The organism is Lactococcus sp. NH2-7C, assembly GCF_029953655.1.
GTDB classification, from domain to species: Bacteria; Bacillota; Bacilli; order Lactobacillales; family Streptococcaceae; genus Lactococcus; species Lactococcus lactis.
Genome location: NZ_CP124538.1, coordinates 1,173,261 through 1,194,323 on the forward strand (window position 1 = coordinate 1,173,261; position 21,063 = coordinate 1,194,323).

A 21,063-nucleotide genomic window follows, 5' to 3' on the forward strand; every position below is an offset into this window, starting at 1 on the left:
ATTCCTCTTTTCAATTCTATTCTATATTTATTATTGAAGTCATTCTTAAAATACGTTGAGCATAGCTCGGATTATTATTATCAGCAGCGATAACTCCTTTTAAGTCATCAAGATTATCTGTGATAATTCCATCTACTCCATTGAACATCTGTTCTCTCATATCTGTTTCATCATTGACCGTCCAAGCAAAAACCATCTGCTTTCTTGCCTGAGCTTTATCCACAAAACTGCCATTGAGCGTCGTCGCCTCCATGGTATAAGCAGACATCTTAGTTTGTGGGAAAAGTAGGTTGAATGGAAGAATAAAGCTCACTTTAATCTTCGGATTAATTTTTTGCTCAATTAAAAGAGCATTATAATCTAAAGAATGAATCATAGCCTTATCTTTTAAAAGCCGTGCACCATATTTTTTACTAAAATTTTCAACCATCTTCGGAGAATCAAATGGAGATACTTTAATCTCAACCAGTAATTTTTGCTTGACTTTTTCAGCAGCCAATAAATAATCATCAAAACTTGGGATTAAAGCCTTTTTTCCATTTTCAGAAACGACCGTGTTCGTCAATTCCGCTAAGGTAAGTTTTTGTGGCGGAGTATCAATTCCAGCTAAATCTTTTAAAGTTGGGTCATGGAAAACAACAAATTGATGATCTTTGGTTTCCTGAATATCAATTTCTACATAATCCGGTTTTGATTTCGCTGTAGCTTCCATTGCCGGAATTGTATTTTGCACCCCATTTTCTTCATCAACTCCCCGATGTGAAATAGTTAAAGGGACCGTATCCATAAATCCCTCAACATAAGTCCAGCTCACTAAAGCAAAAAGCAAAACAGATAAAGCAGAAAAAATTATTTTATATTTTCTTCGCCTCTTTGGAGATTTTTTTTCTACCTCATAATTTTCAAAAGCTTCCAAATCAGCTTCCCTAATTAAGTAACTGAAGAGCATAACCAAACTCAAAGTCGAAATAATCAAACTCCCTATCCAAATCAAATCCAGTATTGTCACCGCTCCAACCAGAGCAAAAGAAGTTTTGTCCAGATACTCTTGTAAAGAGTAGCCTCCAAAACAAAGGAGTCCTTGCATTATTATACTAAATAAACCGACAAGTCCAAAATAAACAGAGATTCTAAAAAACTTTTTAATTCCTTTAGTTCGTCTTAAACTATCTTTTACTGCCACTTTTAATGATTGACCTTTTAATATCATCAGTGGAAGTGTTAAAATTAAACGAGTACTCAGCCAAAGAGTAATTGCATAAAATAATAATAAAAACAGCATATTCTGCCAACTCTTTAGGAAAAATTCAAGTGTAAAAACTGGAATTTTAATTTTTGATAAGAGAGGTGTACTAAATACATACCGTCCAAAAGGAATAATCAATAGAAAATAAAAAACAAAAAAGCCTAATTGTTGAACTCGAACCCTCTTAACAGAAACTATTGATTCTTTAAACAAATTTTTTAAGCTAAAAGTTCTCGCCTGAATTAATCGTATGCCTTGAAACTGAACAATAAATTGAAAATAGACCAAAAAAATCAATAAGAACAATACTGCTAAAAGACCGACAAGGCCTATAAAATGGTTTTGAAACAAATTTCCAAGGTTATTATAAGAAATATAAGGAATACCAGTTGCACGCATAATTAGCTCCGAAATGGATTCCAAAAAGGGAACAATGATAAAAGTAATTGTTATAGTTGCTCCAATAAAAATTGAGAGATATTCAAACCAAAACTTAGAAAAATCTCGTAAGTATTTAAAGATTAAAGCAAATGGTCGGTGCCCACTCTTTTTCTTTTTGTTCTTTTTTCTCACCATACTCTTAAACTCCCCTCGTTGTGTCCTCCTTCCCAGAAGGACAAATTTTATTACATTATACCAAAATTATAAAATAAAAAATGTATAAATTTAAGTCATAATAAATAAAAGTTTTATTTATTATAACATATTTGAATTTCTCTTTTTCAGCAATTCCCTTAAGATTTAGTAAATTTCAGCATTATTACTGGGATTTTCGCCTTATTTATAATATAATCTAAGTATATTATAAGTTTTGACTTGAGGGTCATTACTACTTACTACTGGAGGATCTATCAAATGGAAGATTGTATTTTTTGCAAAATTATCGCTGGTGAAATTCCTAGCACCAAAATTTATGAAGATGATGATGTTCTTGCCTTCCTTGATATCACTCAAACAACTAAAGGTCATACATTAGTCGTTCCCAAAAAACATTATCGCAATATCCTTTCGATGACAGCCGAACAATCAGCTGAACTTTTCAGCAAAGTTCCTTTTATCGCTAACAAAATTGTTACTAATCTTCATGCTAAAGGGATGAACATTTTACAAAATAACGAAGAAATCGCTGGTCAAACTGTTTTCCATACTCATATTCACCTTATTCCTCGTTTTGCTGAAAATGATGGCTTCGTTGGAAAATTCACTGCTCATAACTATGATTTAGCTGAAATTGCTAAAGAAATCAGTGGCCAATAAAAGGACATTACTATGATTGAATTATTTAAAGACTTAAAAAATATCATTGGCGAGTTGTCAGAAGAAATCAACACGATGAAAATAAATGTGGAACGTGTTCAAGAAGAAGGTATTAAAGCCGAAATAGTTGGAAAAGATATTCAAAAAAAAGTAGATGAATTTCAAATTTCCATTCAACCTAGAGTTGAAAAAATTAATGAACTTGTTAATCAAATAAATAAAAGGGTTGAATAATTTCAGCCCTTTATTTTTTTGATTTTTCTTGATGTTTATAAAACTGTCTTCCCCAAAAAATCCCCAATAATTGGGACAAGACAAAACTAACAACTATGACTAGCATTTTTTCGACATCATGATGTTGAATATAAGTAAAGGTATGTTGTGAAAAATATAGAATACTTATGAATATAATATTAATAACATTCATTCCAATAATTCGCCAATGTCTTCCTTTTGTACTCTCCCAAAAACTGATAAAAAGAATGAGAATGGTAACCACTTCTAATCCAATCAGAGTCAGGTTTAGAACTTGAAAAAGATATGCAATTGCAAAAATAATTGTTGTATAAGCCCATAGAAATAATAACATACCTCATTCTAGCATGTTTTTTTATATTCTACAATAAATAAAAAAAAGAGAAAAATATTTTTCTCTTTTTTTATTGTTATTAGAATGATGCAGAATCAACTTTAACACCAGGACCCATTGTAGTTGTAACAGAAAGGTTTGTGATGTAAGCTCCTTTAGATGCAGCAGGTTTAGCAGCTGCAATTACAGAGTTCAAAGCTTTAAAGTTTTCAACAAGTTTTTCTGTATCGAATGAAACTTTACCGATTGGAACATGAACGTTACCAGCTTTGTCAGCACGGTAGTTAACTTTACCAGCTTTTGATTCTTCAACTGCTTTAGTTACATCCATAGTAACTGTACCAGTTTTAGGATTTGGCATCAAGTTACGTGGTCCGAGGACACGTCCAAGACGTCCAACAACAGCCATCATATCAGGTGTTGCGATAACAACGTCGAAGTCCAACCATCCACCGTTGATTTTAGCAACGAGTTCATCAGAACCAACGAAGTCTGCACCAGCTGCTGTAGCTTCTTCAGCTTTCGCACCTTTAGCGAAAACGAGAACACGAGCAGTTTTACCAGTACCGTTTGGCAATACCATTGCTCCACGGATTTGTTGGTCAGATTTTTTAACATCGATGTTAAGGTTGTAAGCAACTTCTACAGTTGCATCAAATTTTGCAAATGAAGTTTCTTTTGCAAGTGCTACAGCTTCTTCTACGCTGTATAATTTAGTTGCGTCGATTTTTTCAATCGCTGCGCGCAATGCTTTACTTTTTTTAGCCATTTCTATTTCTCCTTGTGGTAATATCGGTTGTCTGTTTTTGAATTAAAACTTTAATTCAAGTAACAGCCTTCCACTAATGTGTGGATTGCATGTGTGACTTTTTCTGAATCTACAATATGTAAATCTCGAAATTTTATTTGGCTGACAAGGCAGGAGGTTGCGAAGCGGACTCAGGTCCTTGAGCGTTCTCCTAACAAAGTCAAGCGGACAAAATTTTAGTCAGTAACAGTGAATCCCATAGATTTTGCAGTACCTTCAATCATTGACATTGCAGTTTCAACTGTTGCCGCATTGAGGTCAGGCATTTTAAGTTCTGCAATTTCTTTGATTTGTGCTTTTGTAACTGAAGCAACTTTTGTTTTGTTAGGTTCACCAGAACCTTTTTGAACGCCTGCTGCTTTTTTCAAAAGAACTGCTGCTGGAGGAGTTTTTGTGATGAATGTAAATGATTTGTCATCATAAACTGAGATAACAACTGGGATGATCATACCAGCTTGGTCAGCTGTACGAGCGTTGAATTCTTTTGTGAATCCCATGATGTTAACACCTGCTTGACCCAAAGCTGGTCCAACTGGTGGAGCTGGTGTTGCTTTACCGGCAGGGATTTGTAATTTAACGAGTTTTTCTACTTGTTTAGCCACGATAAATTCTCCTTATATTTTGTTTTCGTGATGTGGTATGATGCTGTATTTTACAGCTTCCACGCCGTGTATGTGAAAATTCACATACCTGAGTATTCTATCAAAAAAAGAGCGCTCTGTCAAGCACTCTTTGCTTTATAAATCTTGTTTTCTGATAAGAGAGAGCCCGAGTAATCCAAAAGCAACTATTTCAACTACTGAGAAGATAATCCCAATTAGACTGGTATTTGACATCATATTATTACCATCAGTCGATACTACGTTTATTGAGCTGGTAAATATAGTGACGACAATCCCAATTCCCATTGCAATCCCTAAATAAACAAAAATCCCCCAGAATTTGCCTCGTGTCATAATCACAACGAAAAATAAGACAACGATAGAGGCCAAAGCACCAGCAAATGAATTTAGCAAAGCCATCCAAACGCTGCTAAGTGAAAGAGAACGAGAGACCATACTCAAAAATTCACTTAATTGTCGGGCATAAACACCTAAAATTAGGAAAAAAGGAACAATCAAAATTGTAAATAAGGCTAGTAAAGTCGAAAGAATTGTTGAAATTAATTTGATAAAATAATAAGTCATTCGATTTACTCCAGAAGCAATCATTAGCCCTAAAGCTTTATTACTATAATCAACTGATAATAAATGGAATGGATAAATGATTTGAAAGGCCCAAATTCCAAGTCCCAAAGCTAAAGTGAAAAAAATAGTTAAAGCTGCTAAGACTGCTGTCCCGGCACTATTATAACTGTATCCAGAGACTGTTTTTCCAATGAGATTGATGATTAAAATTGAATCAATTAATGCTAAAATTGCCATAACTCCAATGACAATCAACCAGCTTTTATCTCGAAAATTTCGGTAAAATTCCATTTTAAATATATTTTTTGCGCTCATCAGTTACTCCCTTTTTTGATAAATTCAGCAAATTTTGATTCTTTTTTAATGCTATCAAAGTTTACACCTTCTTCAACAGCATGACGAAAAGCAATTTGAAAATCTTCGGGACTGCTGTCAAATTTTACTGTATTTTCTTTAATTTCCACTTGAACACCGGCCTTCGTCAAGAAGCTTTCTAAGACTTGAACATCAGTCACGGAAACCGTATAAGTCAAGACTTCTTGTTGATTTTTCAAATCAAAAGTAGCTGTGAAATTTCCATTAGCCAGAAGATAAACTTTATCGCAGATTGTTTCAATATCTTCATGAACATGGCTAGAAATCAGAATCAAACGTCCTCTTCTTTTGAGTTCAAGCAAATAATCTCTGAACCACTCAACAGATTTTGCATCAATTCCTCGAAAAGGCTCGTCAAAAATTAAAATTTCCGCATCATTCATAACCGAGATGAGTAGAATTAACTTTTTCTTCATTCCAAGTGAATAAGTGGCAACTTTTTTTGATAACATTTCGGGAGTTAAGTCTAGTTTTTTAGCTAAATCAAGGGCTTTTGCCTCATCAAAATTTCCTCGTAATCCACCAAAATAGTGGAGATTAAATAAACCTGTGTAACTTTTATAAAGTTCCATATCATCAAGCATGATACCAACTTTTGTGAGCAATTCTGGATTTTGTTTGATTTCTTGACCATCAAGTTGAATATGCCCCTCATAGTTTGTAATAATATTGGTCAATGTCTTGAAAAAAGTTGTTTTACCAACACCATTATTGCCGACAATTCCATAAATCTGACCTGACTCAAAGACTCCTTCATTAATAGACAAAATTTGTCTAGACTGATATGAGAATTTAAGTTCTTCTACTTTAATTTCCATAAATCTCTCCTTTGCGTCCATTATATCATTTTATTATTTTTTGTTAAGAACAATTTAAGATAATCGCTAAGCTTCTAAATAACTTTCCCAAATATTATCAAACAGTGTAAGATTAAAGTAAAAAGGGGCTTGTGTTTCTAAATAAGTCGAAATTTCATCGAAATCTTTAGACTGTTTTGGAAAAAGCGGGTCTTGAAAAACTAAATTTGCAAGACGCGTTGCATCATCTTTTTCTACTGGTGCGCGATGGCGCATAAGGTAATTATAAAAAGTCATTTTCTCTTTCTATTGTCATTGAGTCTGAAAAATTTATTATTTTTCCCATTGTTTTTTCAAAAAATCATGACGAATTTTACTTGATTGGGCATAATCTTCTGGATTTTTTTTGTAAAATCCTTGATGGTAGTCTTCTGCTGGCCAGAATTTTTGAACGGCTTCAATACTTGTCACAATAGGTGAATCAAAATTTCCGCTGGCTTGCAATTGCGCTTTGCTGGCTTTGGCAATTTTTTCTTGTTCTTCATTTTCAACAAAAATGACTGGACGATAGTTATCTCCACGGTCTTCAAATTGACCAAACGCATCTGTTGGATCTGTGAGTGTCCAATAAAGTTCAACAAGACTTTGATAAGTAATTTTACTGTTATCAAAAATAATTTCTACTGCTTCTGTATGACCAGTCAGATGATCTTTTACTTGTTCATAAGTTGGATTTTCAACATTTCCCCCTGTATATCCACTTATCACAGATAAAATTCCTTCTCGTTCTTCAAAAGGTTGGACCATACACCAAAAACATCCACCTGCAAATATTGCTCTTTCTGTTGCCATTATTTCTCCTTCACTTTGTTTGTCTTGTGAAATATTATAGCATAGCTCAAAAAAAAGTAGCCAATTAAGCTACTTTTTTACTGACAGAAATTTTTATAAGTCATAAGACTGACAGAATTTACTGACGAATGCTTTTAAATTAAGCTTAGTATTTCTAAAGAAGCTGTCAGTAAATTATTCTCCGATTAATTCTGTTCCCTCTGGACTTTGTTTGATTTTTTTAGCTTTCATCAAACCACCAAGAGCTTTTTTAAATTGTCCTTTTGAGATTCCAAAAGTTGCTTTAATTTCATCTGGATTTGATTTGTCATTAAATGCCATTTTGCCACCCATTGATTGAAGATAAGCTAAAATCATTTGGCTGTCAGCATCAAGCATTTCATAAGCACGTGGTTTTGCTGACAGATTTAGACTACGGTCTTCTTTTCTAAAACCAATAACACGAACTTGAAGTTCTTGACCGACACGTGGGACTGAGAAACGTTCATTTGGATGGATAAATCCTAGCATATTGTTGTCAGGCAAATAAACAAATGTTCCTGATTCTTTATTTCGATAAACAATTGCTCGTAAATCTTGGTTTTGCATATTGTCATAACCAGGACCAGCAAGATTCCAGAAATCTTCATGCCAAGCTAAATGACCCCAAATCCGCTCTTTTCTGTCAACAATTAATTTCACATAAAGTTGGTCACCAACTTTTGGCCATTGGTCTTTTTCGAGTGGCAAATCATCAAGAGAGACGACCACATCTTTCCCTGGTAAACCTGTGTCAACAAAGGCACCAAGGTCCTTACGAACAGCTGTTACCGTTCCCCAACCATAATGCTCATTTGTTGCTTTTTGTTCCAAAGTCGTCAAACGACGATGGTCATCTTTATCCACATAAACAAAACCAGTCACCACATCGCCAACTGTATGTTCACCTTCTGTTTTATCTAAACGTAATAAATCTTCTCCTTTTTGAAGAAAATAGAAACGTTCACTTTCTTCCACAATAATTGCGGAGATTGTTTGTCCAATAATACTCATTTGTTCCTCTTTATAAAATGTAATTGAGAGACTATTTGCCTCTGTTTAATTGATATTTCCTTCGTAAATCCGTGACTTTTCACCCCAAGGATGATAGCCGTCAGCTAGATAATGAAAATCAAAGCGCTCATAGAAATCAGCAAAATCCGTTGCAAGATAAAGTTTATCAAAATCAAAAGTTCTGCAATCTTCTTTTACTGCTTCAATCAATAGACCAGCAAGACCTTGATTTCTAAATTTTTCTTCAACATAAAGTGCACAAAGCCAAGGGTATAGGTCCATTCGGCTAATAAAATCATTGCTAATCAATCCACAACCCGCGATAATTTTTCCTTCATCAGCAATCAGATACCACTTAGGAATCTTGTTGTCACTCTCTAGACTATGCTTCAAACAGTCGTCATATACAGGGTTACTTTCCGTATTTCCCCATTTTTCCTGAAAAAAACGAATTGCTTCTTTGAGATAAGACGGTTGCTCTCTAAGTTTGATTAACACTCTCAAATTTTATCCATCCTGATAGCTTTTTGATGTAAAAACGGCTCAATGGAGCCGTTAATGCTTTTACAGATTACTTTATTTGTTAGATTGTTCTACTTAGATATCCAACAATTCTTTTTCTTTAATTGATGCAAGACGGTCTGCTTCTTTAACTGCATCATCAGTCACTTTTTGAATCTCACTTTCAAGATCTTTAAGATCATCTTCAGTGATTTCTTTTGCTTTTTCTGATTTTTTAGCAGTATCCATTGCATCACGACGGATATTACGAATCGCTACTTTTGCTGATTCAATATATTTACCCATTTCTTTGACAAGTTCGCGACGGCGTTCTTCTGTCAACATTGGGATAACTAAACGAATCACAGAACCATCATTTGCTGGTGTAATTCCAAGATCTGATTCATACAATGCTTTTTCAATATCTTTCAAGATTGATTTATCAAAAGGAGTAACCATCAATACTCTCGCTTCTGGAATTGTGATTGACGCTAATTGATTGAGTGGTGTTGGTGCGCCGTAGTAAACAACTTGAACACGGTCAAGAAGACTTGCGTTGGCACGACCAGCTCGGATATGTCCTAAATCACGTTGTAAACTTCCTAATGATTGTTTCATCCGGTCTTGAGCTGTTGTAACAATTTCGTTTGCCATTTTATTTCCTTTTTCTATTTTTAATTCTTCTATTTATTTTACTGACAGAAACTTTGTCAGAGATAAGTGTTAGTATTTTAATGATTACAGTTATGCTAGTATTTCCATCATAGGATAGTCGTTGACGCTTCAGCGTTTACGAATATGCTAGTATTTCCATCAGTAATTTTTTAATGAATAAATTTACTGACAGCTTTTTTTGTAAGTAAATCTTATTCAACCGTTGTTCCGATTTCTTCACCACGAACGACACGTGTAATATTTCCAGCTTCATTCATGTTGAAAACAACAAGTGGAATATGATTATCCATTGACATTGTTGAAGCCGTACTGTCCATTACTTGCAAGCCTTTGGTAATAACATCCATATGTGTCAAATGTTCAAATTTAATAGCATCAGCAACTAATTTAGGGTCAGCATTATAAACACCATCAACACCATTTTTAGCCATTAAAATGACATCAGCATTAATTTCCGCAGCACGTAAAGCAGAGGTTGTATCCGTTGAGAAGTAAGGCGAACCAGTTCCCCCAGCAAAAATGACAACACGCCCCTTTTCTAAATGGCGTTCAGCACGACGACGGATATAAGGTTCAGCAACAGCTTTCATCTCAATGGCTGTCATCACTCGTGTGTCAACCCCAATATTTTCAAGAGCGCTTTGAATGAACAATCCATTTTGAATTGTTGCAAGCATTCCCATGTAATCTGCCTGAGCACGTTCCATTCCGGCTTTTTCACCAGTAATTCCACGCCAAACATTACCACCACCGCAAACAATCGCAAGTTCTGCGCCCAAATCATGAACCTCTTTGAGTTCTTCAGCAACAGCTTTTGCTGTTTCGGGGTCAAATCCGAAACCTTTTTCGCCTGAGAGGGCCTCTCCCGAAAGTTTTAACAGTACGCGTTTATATTTAATTTCAGCCATATTGCACCTATTCTATTATATTTTCTCTATTTTACCATAAAATGCTCACGAAAAAAAGACTAATCAAAGCCTTTTTAGAAACTATCATGATGTCAATAAACCCAGATGTCCCAACAATTGAATAAGTAAATAAATCACAAAAAGAATCCCCGCAATCCAAAAGATTAAATTAAGACTTTTTACCCCTTGCCAAATTGGGTGCTTAATTTCTTCTAACTCTTTCAATTTTTCTGGGTCTAGACTGTCAACATGTTTAAGACTGTGTTCCCAAAGCATTTCAGCAGGAATCACTGATTTATTAAGTAACAAATCTCCATTAGGTTCAATCTTAATCTCATTTCCAATCCATGAAACCATTCCCCCAAGAAACAAATTTGCGCCATATGTCTTTTTTAACTTACTCACATCAAAAGGATTCATCAGCAAATCAATTTGCTCATGAACGGGATAATATCGAACTTGTCCATTATCAAATTCTAAACGTAAACGCACTCCTGGCAACATTTCAGCTTTTGTAACTTTTGGTAAATTCTCCATAATTCCCTCCATTCACCCTAATTATAGCGCTTTCTTTTACAGAAGACAAACCATTTTCCAAAACTTTACTGACAGCTTTTTCATAAGTAAAAAAATTTACTGACAAATTTCTGTCAGTAAATTTTATCTAATTATTTAGCAGCTTCAACATCACGAGCAATAACTAATTCTTCGTTTGTTGGCACAACGAGTACTTTCACTTTAGACTCTGGTTTAGAAATGATACCAAATGCTCCACGAACATTTTTACTTTCATCAATTTCCATACCAAACCAAGAAAGTCCATTGACTACATCCGTTCGGACAGCTGCATCATTTTCACCAACACCAGCAGTGAAAATAAGAGCATCAGCCCCATTTAATACTCCAAAATATTGGGCAATAAATTTCTTGAGACGGTCAACATACATTTCATAAGCAAGAATCGCTTTAGGATTTCCTTTAGCTACTGCTTCTGAAAGATCACGCATATCACTTGAGAGTTCTGACACCCCAAGGACTCCAGATTCTTTATTGAGAATGTCAATCACATCTTGAGCATTTCTAAGGCTTGGGTCGCTCTCTAACATATAAGGAATGACCGAGGCGTCCATTTCACCTGCACGTGTTCCCATCATTACACCAGCAAGTGGTGTAAATCCCATTGAAGTATCAACAGATTTTCCAGCTTCAATTGCTGTAATTGAAGCTCCATTTCCGATATGAGCCGTAATTAGCTTCAAATCTTCCAATGGTTTTCCTAAGACTTTTGCCGCTTCTTGAGCGACATACATGTGTGACGTTCCATGTGCCCCATATTTTCTGATTGAATAATCTTCATAATATTTTGTTGGAATAGGATAACGATAAGCCTTTTCTGGCAAAGTACTGTGAAAAGCAGTGTCGAAAACAGCAACTGCAAGTGCATCTGGTAATAAACGTTGAAAAGCTTCAATCCCTAAAACATTAGCAGGATTATGCAAAGGAGCCAAAGTTGAAAGATTTTTAATCTCAGCCAAAACCTCAGGACTAATAACCGTAGAAGTTTTGAAAAATTCCCCACCTGCAACAACACGATGGCCAATTCCTGTGATTTCGCGGAATTCATGAATTAATTTAAAGTGAATTAATTCATCCATTAATAACAAAACAGCTTGACGATGGTCAACAATTTCTTGTTTTCTAACGTGTTCCTCATTGTTAAATTTTGTTGTTGAGATTGAGCCAGACAAACCAATACGTTCAAAAATTCCTTTAGCAATCACGGTTTCTTCCGGCATTTCGTAAAGTTGCCATTTTAATGACGAGGAGCCTGCATTGACAGCGAGCGTTTTTTCCATACTTACTCTCCTTAATGTATGCGTTTTATTCTTAAGATTATATCATATTTTATGTCTGATTGCATTTCTCCTCCCTCAAGGATTCCTACAACTTTTTATTTTATGTCATTTTTAAAATAAAAAAAGATTTTGTTTTAGAACAAAATCTTTTGATTAATTATTTTTTAAGTGCTTCAACATCACGAGCAATTACAAGCTCTTCGTCAGTTGGAATCACAAAAACTTTTACACGTGAATGAGCTGTTGAAATTTCACCCTCAACACCAAAGACATTTTTCTCAGGGTCAACTTCAATTCCAAACCAAGTCAATCCAGAAAGAATGGCTTCACGAACAGGAACCGAATTTTCACCAATACCAGCAGTAAAGACAAGAGCATCAGCCCCATTCAAAACGGCCAAATATTGACCAATAAATTTTTGAATTCGGTCAACATACATCTCAAATGCAAGTTTTGCATCAGGGTCTGTATCTTTAGCAGCAATGATATCACGCATATCTGATGAAATACCAGATACACCATAGAGGCCAGATTTTTTGTTCATCATATCAACGACACCTTGAGCATCTTTTAACTCAGCGTCATTTTTAATAAGATATGGAAAAACAGAAGGGTCCATTTCACCTGTACGTGTTCCCATCATCACTCCAGCGAGTGGTGTAAATCCCATTGAAGTATCAATTGATTTTCCACCTTTCACTGCTGTCAACGATGCGCCATTCCCAATATGAGCAGTGATAATTTTTGTTTCTTCAATTGGTTTTCCAAGTAATTTTGCAGCTTCTTGTGAAACATACATATGTGAAGTTCCATGAGCTCCATATTTACGGACAGCATAATCTGTATAATATTTTTTAGGCAATGGATAACGGAATGCTTTTTCAGGCATAGTTGTATGGAAAGCTGTATCAAAAACTACTACGGAAGTTGCATCAGGCAGTAAATTCAAAAAAGCTTCAATTCCTGCAGCATTTGCTGGATTATGCAAAGGAGCAAGAGCTGACAAATCTTTAACTTGTTGTAAAACTTCTGGTGTAACAACTGTTGATTTTTGGAAAATTTCACCTCCAGCAACCACACGATGTCCCACACCAGTAATTTCAGTAAATTCCTCTACTATTTTCAATCGTTTTAAATCTTCAAGTAAAACTTCTACTGCTTCTGTATGATTTGGAATGTCAAAAACGCGTTCTTCTTTTTGGTCACCAAATTTGACGGTCACAATTGAATCTTTCAAGCCAATTCGTTCAATTAATCCTTTGGCAAGAACTTTTTCTTCTGGCATTTCGTACATTTGCCATTTCATAGATGATGAACCAGCGTTAATTGCTAATGTTTTGGTCATGTTTAATAAACCTTCCTTGAATTTGAATACGGTTAAATTATAACACATTTACAATTCCTTTTGTGTTTTTCGATCATGATGCACTAGCTTAATTTAAGATGTAGCTTTTAAAATAAAAAACGTTTTCAAGTTCAATCATTTTCATACACTTTTACCAAAAAAATTACTGACAGAATCTGTCAGTAATTTCAATCTTATAATTTTACAATTTTTGTAAATTCTTCCATAAAAACTTCTAAGCTTTCTCTGTCTGTCAGCGAAGATAAAGGGTGAGCAAATGTTGCATGTGCAGCCGGTCCCTTTTTCAAAACATAAATCGCCTTAGCATCAGCATTAAAAAGTGATTTTGGTAAAGTGATGACAGCCATCACACTTCCATGTTTACTAATCCACTCTTTCAATAGTGGTCCTTGAGGACTTGTCAGTAAATCTTCTGGAGCTAGGAAAATGGCAAAAGAACCCTCTTTTAAATAATTAAACGATTGCTCAATCAAAAGATGATGAGCAAAAGTATGTCCGTCAGTAGCCGCAACTTCAAAATTCTTTGCAATTTCATCATCTGGATAAAAACCAATTGGTAAATCACTGACAACAACGTCAGCAGGTTCCATCAAACGCTTTTGTACCGCATCAATTTGCATGAACTCAGCCTGACTCCCCATAATTTCAGCCATTGAAGCAGACAAATCTAAAAGCAAATCATCAACTTCAAAGCCTACATAATCAACCTTTTTATTAAGATTAACCAAAAGAGTTTCAGCAAGATTACCCATACCAGACCCAAATTCAATTAAACGAAGTTCAGAATTTTTATTAAGATGTTCAATAATGAAATTAAAAATTAAACCAATTGCATCTGGAGTCATCGCATGATTGGGCTGAAGTGGTGCGACTTGTGATCCTTTCAACAAAACAAATTGAAAAAGTTTTTGCCACTCCTTATTTGATAAATTTAACTGACGAAGTTTGTCATTATTTACTGACAGCTCAACAATCCCTTGGTCAGTATCATCTAAAAAAGCAGCATTTTGTTCTACAAAAGCATCATAAAAATCTGTATCCAATTTCTCAGATAGTAACATAATATTTGCAACAACTAGCTCAAAACCTTGAGCCACTTTTTCCATATCCATGTTTTTTCTCCATTTCTACAAAATCAAAATAAAACTGCCAAACTTTGACAGTTTTATTCATTGCTTGATTATTAATCAATCATTTATTTTTTTCTTTTTCGACTGTCCAACTTTTCCAATTCCATCCAAGCTCTGACCGTTACGACAAGCATCGCCACAATACCGATAATTTCTAAAAGTAATGACCGATGGCTTACCGCCTGTGCCACAGCAAAAGCAAGAACTAGAACTCCAACACCAGCAAAGAAGAAAATGTCCATACTCCGCCGAACGTCTTTGGGCATCATGAAAATATACGCAAAGGCAACTAAAATCAACAAGATAATATAGAACATTTTTCTCCTTTCCAAGTTATGACAAGAGCTAACGAAAAATTAATTTATTCATCATCAATCTTTCAATAATTGAAAATCAAGTTTCTCTATTTGATTAAACTTATTTTTTCTTCTTAGTTGATTTTTCACGCATTGCTTTATCCAAAATTTGTTTACGCAAGCGGATTGATTCTGGAGTTACTTCCAAGTAATCATCATCTCCAAGGAATTCCAAAGATTCTTCAAGTGAAAGAATTTTTGGTGTGTTCAAAACAGATGTAGAGTCTTTATTTGAAGAACGGACGTTTGTTTGTTGTTTCATTTTAGTGATATTTACAGTTAAATCATTATCACGGCTGTGTTCACCAACAATCATCCCACCATAAACTTCAGTACCTGCATCAACAAAAAGTTGTCCACGTTCTTGAACGTAACCCATTGCGTAAGAAGTAACTTGACCTGAATCCATAGAAATCAAAGAACCACGGTGACGTCCACCGATTTCTCCCTTAACAGCTGGAAGATATTGGTCGAAAGTATGGTTCATAATTCCGTATCCACGAGTCATTGACATGAATTCTGTTGTGAATCCAATCAAACCGCGTGCAGGAACAAGGAAAATCAAACGTGCTTGACCGTTACCAGTGATTTGCATATCAAGCATATCACCTTTACGTTCAGAGAGCGCTTGGATAATTGAACCTTGATATTCTTCAGGAGTATCGATTTGAACACGTTCAAATGGTTCGCAAGCAACACCATCAATTTCTTTGATGATAACTTCAGGACGTGAAACTTGAAGTTCATATCCTTCACGGCGCATTGTTTCAATAAGAATTGACAAGTGCAATTCACCACGACCAGAAACAACCCATTTATCAGGAGATTCAGTGTTTTCAACACGAAGTGAAACGTCAGTTTGCAATTCAGAAACCAAACGTTCTTCAACTTTACGTGATGTTACCCATTTCCCTTCGCGACCAGCGAAAGGTGAATTGTTAGCAAGGAAAGTCATTTGCAAAGTAGGTTCGTCAATGTGCAAGATTGGCAATGGTTCAACGTGGTCTGAAGGTGTAACAGTTTCCCCAACGAAGATATCTTCCATACCAGACAAAGCAATCAAATCACCAGCTTTTGCTTCTTGGATTTCTTGACGGTCAAGACCGAAGAAACCAAAAAGTTTAGTGACGCGGAAGTTTTTAGTTGAACCATCAAGTTTAGACAAAGTAACGCTGTCCCCAACTTTGATTGTTCCACGGAAAACACGTCCAATACCAATACGTCCAACATAGTCGTTGTAGTCCAAAAGTGAAACTTGGAATTGCAAAGGTTCATCAGAGTTATCAACTGGACCAGGGATATGGTCGATGATTGTATCAAAAATATTTGCCATTGTGTGTTCTTGATCAGCTGGATTATCAGACATTGATGAAGAACCGTTGATTGCTGAAGCATAAACAACTGGGAAATCTAATTGTTCGTCATCAGCACCAAGTTCGATGAAAAGTTCAAGAACTTCATCAACAACTTCAGCTGGACGAGCAGATGGTTTGTCAATCTTATTAACAACAACGATTGGAGTCAAGTTTTGTTCCAAAGCTTTTTTCAAAACAAAACGTGTTTGAGGCATTGTTCCTTCATAAGCATCGACAACGAGGACAACCCCGTCAACCATTTTCATAATACGTTCAACTTCTCCACCGAAGTCCGCGTGACCTGGTGTGTCCAAGATGTTGATACGAGTTCCGTTATATTCAACTGCTGTATTTTTGGCAAGGATAGTAATCCCACGTTCTTGCTCAAGTGCATTTGAGTCCATCGCACGTTCAGCTAATTCTTTACGAGCATCCAACGTTTGAGATTGTTTTAAGAGTTCGTCAACCAATGTAGTTTTACCATGGTCAACGTGGGCAATAATAGCGACGTTTCTAATATCTTCGCGTAATTTAGTCAATTTTATCATACCTTACTTTCGTATATATCTAACCCATTATAGCACACTTTTCTAAAAGCTGTAAATGCACACGTTTACAAGCCTAACAAAGATTTTTTTACTTCCAAAATGAAAACCCCAAAGAAAAATTTCTAAGGAGTTCTTTATTTTTTTATAATTAATAAAATCAGCAAAAATGATTATGGTGTTAACATTCTTTTATTCTTAAACTGTAGAGAAAGAGTAAAAGAAAAGCAACTAAATCCAATAGAACAGCAATAATATATCCAGCTCCATAAAAGGTTAAAAAAATAGAAAGTTCAGCCCCAAAAGTATTCCCAGATAAACTATGATTAAAAATAATCATAGACGGAAAAGCTATAACTAAGAAACTAATGTAAAAAATAAGACTAGCAAAAGAAAAATAGACACTAAACTTTATTTTCCTATAAATGAGAAAAAGTGATATAAGCAACACCAATCCCAAAATGAAACTATAAAAAGAAACCTGATGAAAAAGAAAATAAAAGAAATTTTCTCGACTTTTTTTATAGTCAAAATTCGTATTCAATTTATCCTGATTTACCGTTGCAGGAAGAAACATGGTTCCTATCCAAACAACAAATGCAAGAGATACTTGCCAAACTTTTATTTTTCTCACCCACATTTTACTCTCCCTTTTTATAGGCATCAATACAAACCAAAACAGTAAAAATTAAAGACAAAGCGAAACTGATAAAATAGCCAAAACTATATCCTCCTAGAACCAGCAATCCTCTTTGAATTCCACCAATTAAGCATTGATTAAACGGAAGGCCACCGTAGGCTCCAAATATAGTAATTGAGATTAATAATGGAATGGCTTTTTTATATTTTACGTATCGCTCATTGATTGTAAAATAGTTTACTACTAGTACAATCAAAACAACGAAATAGAGCCACAGACCATATTTAACAACATATTGAAAGCCCAAAAGTTGAGTATTCTCAAAGTGATTATTAGTCGCTGGGAAAAATGGAAGAAAGAAGCTGAGTAACCCTAAAATAAATGTAAATACTATATATTTTTTCATCTCTTTCACTCTCTCATTTAGACAATTCAACAACCTCATCCGCCATTTCCCAAATAACAGGATTATGCGTTGCGATAATAATAATCCGATTTTCATTTTTCATACTCAAAAGCAGTTTCATCACTTCTTCACTATTCTCAGAATCTAGTGCCGCTGTTGGCTCATCTGCCAAAATAACCGGTGAATCCTTCAAAATCGCTTTAGCAAGTGCCACACGCTGTGCCTCACCACCTGACAATTCATAAATTTTTTGATTGAGTTTTAAATAGGCTACATTAACTTGTGCCAAAGTTTCAAGCTTTTTTTCTTGTTTAGTTTTCTTGGATAATTTTTGATTAAGCAATCCCAAATCCAAATTTTTATCAATCGTTTCATTTTCAATCAATCCAAAATTTTGAAAAAGATAAGACAAATCATTTAGAAAATAGGAATGTTTCTTGATTTTTGATAATTCTTTTCCCTCATAAAGAATACTTCCCTCGTAGGATTCAAGTTTAGCAATCATATTCAGTAAGGTTGTTTTACCAGAACCTGCTTGACCAATAATGGCATAAACTTTCCCAGCTTCAAAGGTTAATTTAAAGTTATCAAAAACCTTTCTATGTAAAAATTCTTTAGTAATATTAGTTAATTCAAACATCTATTCTCCTTTCAAACTATTTATTTGTCCATTTTCAAAATTTTTCATTTGAACAAGTAAGATAATAAGCGACATAAACCACAAAGCACTTACAACAAAAAGAGAATATAGAAACTCATTGCTGATTATTGTCAATGTTGGTAATAAAATCAAAAGTAATCCCAACTCTACAAAAATGAACCGACGATGAATTCTCAAGTTGGGCATTCCAGAAATAAATTTTATTACGATTGTTCTTCTGAAATGAGTAAAGTAAAGGACATGAAGTAAAATATAGAAAAAGCTAATGACAATAATCGTTATAATGGCTGATATGATTGCCATACTTAAACTCTCTTTTACAAGATTTGTCTGTGCTTCATACTGTCCATAGGCATTAACTAAATAATGAACCTTATCGTATAGTCCCAACTCTTTCAGCCTATTAATCGTTTGTTCTTTACCTTTCACAAAGAAATAATCATTATCCCCTGCCCAAGATAGACCAGTATCTTCTCCTGATGATTGTGGCGTTATCACAATAATAATTGGGTCAGATATTTCTTGTTGCGTTGTCATTTTCTCATAGGCCACATTGTAAATAAAACGTTTTTCACCATTTGGTACTTCTTCAACGTATTTTGCCTTCATCTTAGTCTCTTTTTTACCGTTTTGTGTGGTTTCCGTCAATGATTTATTATATTTAGTGATAAGTTTTTGACGGTTTTTCATTTGATTTTTCGGTATCAAAAGAGCGTATTCTCCAAGTTTAAGATTAGAAAAGTCTTCTTTAGTCTTGATATGCTGTGCTTTCAGATAACTTGGTGTAACGAAAAGTTCGTCTTGGCTACTTTCTTCTGGTCCAGCAAATAAATCATGTCTAACGAATATCGCATCATCTTTCGTTACTTCCATATTATAAAAGTTCCACCATGCTTTTGCTTCTTGATTACTTACTTGCAGATTAATAGAAGCATAAGGGAAAGTATAATAATCTTTTTCTTCTTTCCATTTATCTAAATCAGATTCCTGTTTTTTTAATTCAATTTGATTATAGTGAATTCCTGATAGACTTGTGACAAGGACAAAACTCACAGCAAATTGCATCAAAACCACAAGAACCATCAAAGCTATTGTCGGTAGTTTCCCTTTGATAAGTGAATTAAGCTGACTCCGAGAGAGGATAATCATGATTATTGCACTTACTAAGCATGACAATAGCACAAATATCAGAGAAGAAAAGAAGATAGAAAATAAAGCAAAAATGTGAAGTGACAAGTTGCTTAGACCAGTTATGAGAAAGTAACTAGAAGTCCCTATCATAGCAATAATCGTCAAAATTGAGATAAACTTTATATCACGAATACTATCTGAAAATACAGTATTCAACAATGTCTTCCCAGACAAAAGTTCTATTCCTGATTTTCGTAACTCTGAAATTCTTACAAAAATAGCTAAACCGACAAAAGCCAGAAAGATACTTATCAATAAGGTTACAGCCTGTGGATTACCATAGATGTTGTAATATTCCCCAAGGAGAGACATGCTTGGAATATAAGATGCTGTTACATGAAATTTTTGATTTAAATATTGACTAAACTCCTCAGATTCTTTCTTTCCAGAAAAAACGTTGTAAGTCCCAAACATACCAAGTGGGTCGTACTCCTCTCTTTTCTCTTTTGGAAGTAAAGACATATTATTTGCAAGTTTCCCTTTCCCAAAAGTCATATAAGTTGGCTTGAAATCTCCTGAACCATCAGGTGTGACAACATCCATAACGATAAAGAAATCATGTTTTCTTGCATAATCATCCACATCTTTGATAACTTCATGAGGACTAGGAATAGTTTCTGGATTTTGCTTCTCGTTATTTGCAATAAGAACAGCATTTGGCAATCTTTCTGCGATAATTTGCTGGTCTTTTCCTTTTATATTAATAATATAAAAGACTGTGACTAAAATTGTAGCCACAGCCAAAAAAATATATTTTATTTTTTTCATTGTGGCCCCCAATGTTTGCTTTTAGCTATACCATCGCTATGGTAGAAAACCACACTTTCTCCCCAGCGAGTATTCAACCAGGCATAGGCTTGCTGATTGGCATGAGCTCCTCCGGCTATTGTCCCTCCATATCTAGTCCGAAAAGCTACTTCAGCCCAATGATTTCCATAGTTATTCCAATAAGCCGCGTAATCTCCCATACCATACTTTTTGTCATTTGTTGAGCCTTGAGAATAAGTTGAACGATTAACAGCGAATACGGGGCTGACTTGAAGAAAAGTTCCGCCGATAGTCGCAAGGATAAGTGTTGAAACAAGTAATTTTTTAGTTCTCATTTTTCTACTTCCTTTCTAAAAATTTCTAATCTTTCGTAGAACTTTTTAAAAATTCTACTGCAACAAAATTTTCAGTCCCTCCTTTCCTCACTTTGACTGGATACGAACTTTCAGTCGTTTTTATTTGTTTAATAGCTTTAAATCAATATTAAATTTCATACTTTGATTGTAAGCTCTTTCATTTTTATTTACAATCTTTTTTTACTAAAATTAATCATTTTTGTGAC

25 protein-coding genes are annotated in these 21,063 nt (G+C 34.7%); 2 read left to right on the plus strand and 23 right to left on the minus strand.

Annotated elements, in window-relative coordinates; genetic code table 11:
• Positions 1 to 16: 16 nt before the first annotated feature.
• Positions 17 to 1,822, minus strand: coding sequence for a glycerophosphoryl diester phosphodiesterase membrane domain-containing protein (locus tag QJV49_RS05845; protein WP_225512569.1), 1,806 nt, complete (start codon positions 1,820 to 1,822; stop codon positions 17 to 19).
• 279 nt (positions 1,823 to 2,101) lie between these two features.
• Here QJV49_RS05845 and QJV49_RS05850 point away from each other — a divergent pair, with 279 nt between their 5' ends.
• Positions 2,102 to 2,503: an HIT family protein gene (locus QJV49_RS05850; protein WP_225512568.1), complete on the plus strand. Its 402-nt coding sequence runs from the start codon at positions 2,102 to 2,104 to the stop codon at positions 2,501 to 2,503.
• Between the two features lie 12 nt (positions 2,504 to 2,515).
• Positions 2,516 to 2,737: a hypothetical protein gene (locus QJV49_RS05855; RefSeq protein ID WP_225512567.1), complete on the plus strand. Its 222-nt coding sequence runs from the start codon at positions 2,516 to 2,518 to the stop codon at positions 2,735 to 2,737.
• 10 nt (positions 2,738 to 2,747) lie between these two features.
• Here the strand turns inward: QJV49_RS05855 and QJV49_RS05860 are convergent, their stop codons facing one another.
• The 22 genes from QJV49_RS05860 to QJV49_RS05965 all read right to left on the minus strand — a co-directional run bounded on the left by QJV49_RS05860 (position 2,748) and on the right by QJV49_RS05965 (position 20,836).
• Positions 2,748 to 3,092 (minus strand): hypothetical protein, encoded by a 345-nt coding sequence (locus QJV49_RS05860; RefSeq protein ID WP_225512566.1) that lies wholly within the window; start codon positions 3,090 to 3,092, stop codon positions 2,748 to 2,750.
• 79 nt (positions 3,093 to 3,171) lie between these two features.
• A complete protein-coding gene (rplA, locus tag QJV49_RS05865) occupies positions 3,172 to 3,861 on the minus strand; it encodes a 50S ribosomal protein L1 (RefSeq protein WP_004254644.1) in 690 nt (229 codons plus the stop codon).
• Positions 3,862 to 4,076: 215 nt separating this feature from the next.
• Positions 4,077 to 4,502 (minus strand): 50S ribosomal protein L11, encoded by a 426-nt coding sequence (gene rplK, locus QJV49_RS05870; protein WP_225512565.1) that lies wholly within the window; start codon positions 4,500 to 4,502, stop codon positions 4,077 to 4,079.
• Positions 4,503 to 4,637: 135 nt separating this feature from the next.
• Complete coding sequence (locus QJV49_RS05875) at positions 4,638 to 5,402, minus strand: ABC transporter permease (protein WP_225512564.1); 765 nt, start codon at positions 5,400 to 5,402, stop codon at positions 4,638 to 4,640.
• The gene (locus QJV49_RS05880; protein ID WP_225512563.1) at positions 5,402 to 6,280 is read right to left on the minus strand and encodes an ATP-binding cassette domain-containing protein; all 879 of its coding nucleotides are present in this window, start codon (positions 6,278 to 6,280) and stop codon (positions 5,402 to 5,404) included. The genes QJV49_RS05875 and QJV49_RS05880 overlap by 1 nt, the downstream gene beginning before the upstream one ends.
• 66 nt (positions 6,281 to 6,346) lie before the next feature.
• On the minus strand, positions 6,347 to 6,556 hold the full coding sequence (locus QJV49_RS05885) for a YozE family protein (protein ID WP_010906259.1): 210 nt from the start codon (positions 6,554 to 6,556) through the stop codon (positions 6,347 to 6,349).
• Between the two features lie 36 nt (positions 6,557 to 6,592).
• The gene (msrA, locus tag QJV49_RS05890; RefSeq protein ID WP_225512562.1) at positions 6,593 to 7,111 is read right to left on the minus strand and encodes a peptide-methionine (S)-S-oxide reductase MsrA; all 519 of its coding nucleotides are present in this window, start codon (positions 7,109 to 7,111) and stop codon (positions 6,593 to 6,595) included.
• 174 nt (positions 7,112 to 7,285) lie between these two features.
• A complete protein-coding gene (locus tag QJV49_RS05895) occupies positions 7,286 to 8,143 on the minus strand; it encodes a S1 RNA-binding domain-containing protein (RefSeq protein WP_225512561.1) in 858 nt (285 codons plus the stop codon).
• Between the two features lie 45 nt (positions 8,144 to 8,188).
• Positions 8,189 to 8,647, minus strand: coding sequence for a GNAT family N-acetyltransferase (locus QJV49_RS05900; protein ID WP_255597778.1), 459 nt, complete (start codon positions 8,645 to 8,647; stop codon positions 8,189 to 8,191).
• Positions 8,648 to 8,740: 93 nt separating this feature from the next.
• Positions 8,741 to 9,298, minus strand: coding sequence for a ribosome recycling factor (frr, locus tag QJV49_RS05905; protein WP_225512560.1), 558 nt, complete (start codon positions 9,296 to 9,298; stop codon positions 8,741 to 8,743).
• Positions 9,299 to 9,510: 212 nt separating this feature from the next.
• On the minus strand, positions 9,511 to 10,227 hold the full coding sequence (pyrH, locus tag QJV49_RS05910; protein ID WP_021464089.1) for a UMP kinase: 717 nt from the start codon (positions 10,225 to 10,227) through the stop codon (positions 9,511 to 9,513).
• An 84-nt stretch (positions 10,228 to 10,311) separates the two neighbouring features.
• Complete coding sequence (locus QJV49_RS05915) at positions 10,312 to 10,764, minus strand: hypothetical protein (protein ID WP_225512559.1); 453 nt, start codon at positions 10,762 to 10,764, stop codon at positions 10,312 to 10,314.
• Positions 10,765 to 10,895: 131 nt separating this feature from the next.
• On the minus strand, positions 10,896 to 12,083 hold the full coding sequence (locus tag QJV49_RS05920; protein WP_225512558.1) for an acetate kinase: 1,188 nt from the start codon (positions 12,081 to 12,083) through the stop codon (positions 10,896 to 10,898).
• 157 nt (positions 12,084 to 12,240) lie between these two features.
• Positions 12,241 to 13,428, minus strand: coding sequence for an acetate kinase (locus QJV49_RS05925; RefSeq protein WP_225512557.1), 1,188 nt, complete (start codon positions 13,426 to 13,428; stop codon positions 12,241 to 12,243).
• 194 nt (positions 13,429 to 13,622) lie between these two features.
• Positions 13,623 to 14,561 (minus strand): class I SAM-dependent methyltransferase, encoded by a 939-nt coding sequence (locus QJV49_RS05930; protein ID WP_225512556.1) that lies wholly within the window; start codon positions 14,559 to 14,561, stop codon positions 13,623 to 13,625.
• 83 nt (positions 14,562 to 14,644) lie between these two features.
• Positions 14,645 to 14,896 carry a DUF3165 family protein gene (locus QJV49_RS05935; RefSeq protein WP_004254583.1) on the minus strand — a complete coding sequence of 84 codons (252 nt, stop codon included), beginning with the start codon at positions 14,894 to 14,896 and terminating at the stop codon, positions 14,645 to 14,647.
• Between the two features lie 100 nt (positions 14,897 to 14,996).
• Positions 14,997 to 16,829, minus strand: coding sequence for a translational GTPase TypA (typA, locus tag QJV49_RS05940; RefSeq protein WP_025016832.1), 1,833 nt, complete (start codon positions 16,827 to 16,829; stop codon positions 14,997 to 14,999).
• Positions 16,830 to 17,016: 187 nt separating this feature from the next.
• Complete coding sequence (locus tag QJV49_RS05945; RefSeq protein ID WP_225512555.1) at positions 17,017 to 17,475, minus strand: hypothetical protein; 459 nt, start codon at positions 17,473 to 17,475, stop codon at positions 17,017 to 17,019.
• 1 nt (position 17,476) lies between these two features.
• Positions 17,477 to 17,881, minus strand: a complete 405-nt coding sequence (locus tag QJV49_RS05950; protein ID WP_225512554.1) for a hypothetical protein — start codon at positions 17,879 to 17,881, stop codon at positions 17,477 to 17,479.
• Between the two features lie 13 nt (positions 17,882 to 17,894).
• Positions 17,895 to 18,521: an ABC transporter ATP-binding protein gene (locus QJV49_RS05955; RefSeq protein WP_225512553.1), complete on the minus strand. Its 627-nt coding sequence runs from the start codon at positions 18,519 to 18,521 to the stop codon at positions 17,895 to 17,897.
• Entirely contained in the window at positions 18,522 to 20,501 is a 1,980-nt protein-coding gene (locus QJV49_RS05960; RefSeq protein WP_225512552.1) for a bacteriocin-associated integral membrane family protein, read from the minus strand.
• Entirely contained in the window at positions 20,498 to 20,836 is a 339-nt protein-coding gene (locus QJV49_RS05965) for a lactococcin 972 family bacteriocin (protein ID WP_225512551.1), read from the minus strand. Before QJV49_RS05965 ends, QJV49_RS05960 begins: the two co-directional genes overlap by 4 nt.
• Positions 20,837 to 21,063: the final 227 nt, after the last annotated feature.

Bases quoted from the DNA above. Each gene is read 5' to 3' on its own strand.
- QJV49_RS05915 (WP_225512559.1), bottom strand. From the start codon at position 10,764: ATGGAGAATTTACCAAAAGTTACAAAAGCTGAAATGTTGCCAGGAGTG.
- rplA (WP_004254644.1), bottom strand. From the start codon at position 3,861: ATGGCTAAAAAAAGTAAAGCATTGCGCGCAGCGATTGAAAAAATCGAC.
- QJV49_RS05960 (WP_225512552.1), bottom strand. From the start codon at position 20,501: ATGAAAAAAATAAAATATATTTTTTTGGCTGTGGCTACAATTTTAGTC.
- QJV49_RS05855 (WP_225512567.1), top strand. From the start codon at position 2,516: ATGATTGAATTATTTAAAGACTTAAAAAATATCATTGGCGAGTTGTCA.
- frr (WP_225512560.1), bottom strand. From the start codon at position 9,298: ATGGCAAACGAAATTGTTACAACAGCTCAAGACCGGATGAAACAATCA.
- QJV49_RS05930 (WP_225512556.1), bottom strand. From the start codon at position 14,561: ATGGATATGGAAAAAGTGGCTCAAGGTTTTGAGCTAGTTGTTGCAAAT.
- QJV49_RS05925 (WP_225512557.1), bottom strand. From the start codon at position 13,428: ATGACCAAAACATTAGCAATTAACGCTGGTTCATCATCTATGAAATGG.
- QJV49_RS05950 (WP_225512554.1), bottom strand. From the start codon at position 17,881: ATGAAAAAATATATAGTATTTACATTTATTTTAGGGTTACTCAGCTTC.
- QJV49_RS05860 (WP_225512566.1), bottom strand. From the start codon at position 3,092: ATGTTATTATTTCTATGGGCTTATACAACAATTATTTTTGCAATTGCA.
- pyrH (WP_021464089.1), bottom strand. From the start codon at position 10,227: ATGGCTGAAATTAAATATAAACGCGTACTGTTAAAACTTTCGGGAGAG.
- QJV49_RS05955 (WP_225512553.1), bottom strand. From the start codon at position 18,521: ATGTTTGAATTAACTAATATTACTAAAGAATTTTTACATAGAAAGGTT.
- QJV49_RS05965 (WP_225512551.1), bottom strand. From the start codon at position 20,836: ATGAGAACTAAAAAATTACTTGTTTCAACACTTATCCTTGCGACTATC.
- QJV49_RS05885 (WP_010906259.1), bottom strand. From the start codon at position 6,556: ATGACTTTTTATAATTACCTTATGCGCCATCGCGCACCAGTAGAAAAA.
- QJV49_RS05945 (WP_225512555.1), bottom strand. From the start codon at position 17,475: ATGTGGGTGAGAAAAATAAAAGTTTGGCAAGTATCTCTTGCATTTGTT.
- QJV49_RS05875 (WP_225512564.1), bottom strand. From the start codon at position 5,402: ATGAGCGCAAAAAATATATTTAAAATGGAATTTTACCGAAATTTTCGA.
- QJV49_RS05845 (WP_225512569.1), bottom strand. From the start codon at position 1,822: ATGGTGAGAAAAAAGAACAAAAAGAAAAAGAGTGGGCACCGACCATTT.
- QJV49_RS05880 (WP_225512563.1), bottom strand. From the start codon at position 6,280: ATGGAAATTAAAGTAGAAGAACTTAAATTCTCATATCAGTCTAGACAA.
- QJV49_RS05850 (WP_225512568.1), top strand. From the start codon at position 2,102: ATGGAAGATTGTATTTTTTGCAAAATTATCGCTGGTGAAATTCCTAGC.
- QJV49_RS05920 (WP_225512558.1), bottom strand. From the start codon at position 12,083: ATGGAAAAAACGCTCGCTGTCAATGCAGGCTCCTCGTCATTAAAATGG.
- QJV49_RS05935 (WP_004254583.1), bottom strand. From the start codon at position 14,896: ATGTTCTATATTATCTTGTTGATTTTAGTTGCCTTTGCGTATATTTTC.
- QJV49_RS05895 (WP_225512561.1), bottom strand. From the start codon at position 8,143: ATGAGTATTATTGGACAAACAATCTCCGCAATTATTGTGGAAGAAAGT.
- msrA (WP_225512562.1), bottom strand. From the start codon at position 7,111: ATGGCAACAGAAAGAGCAATATTTGCAGGTGGATGTTTTTGGTGTATG.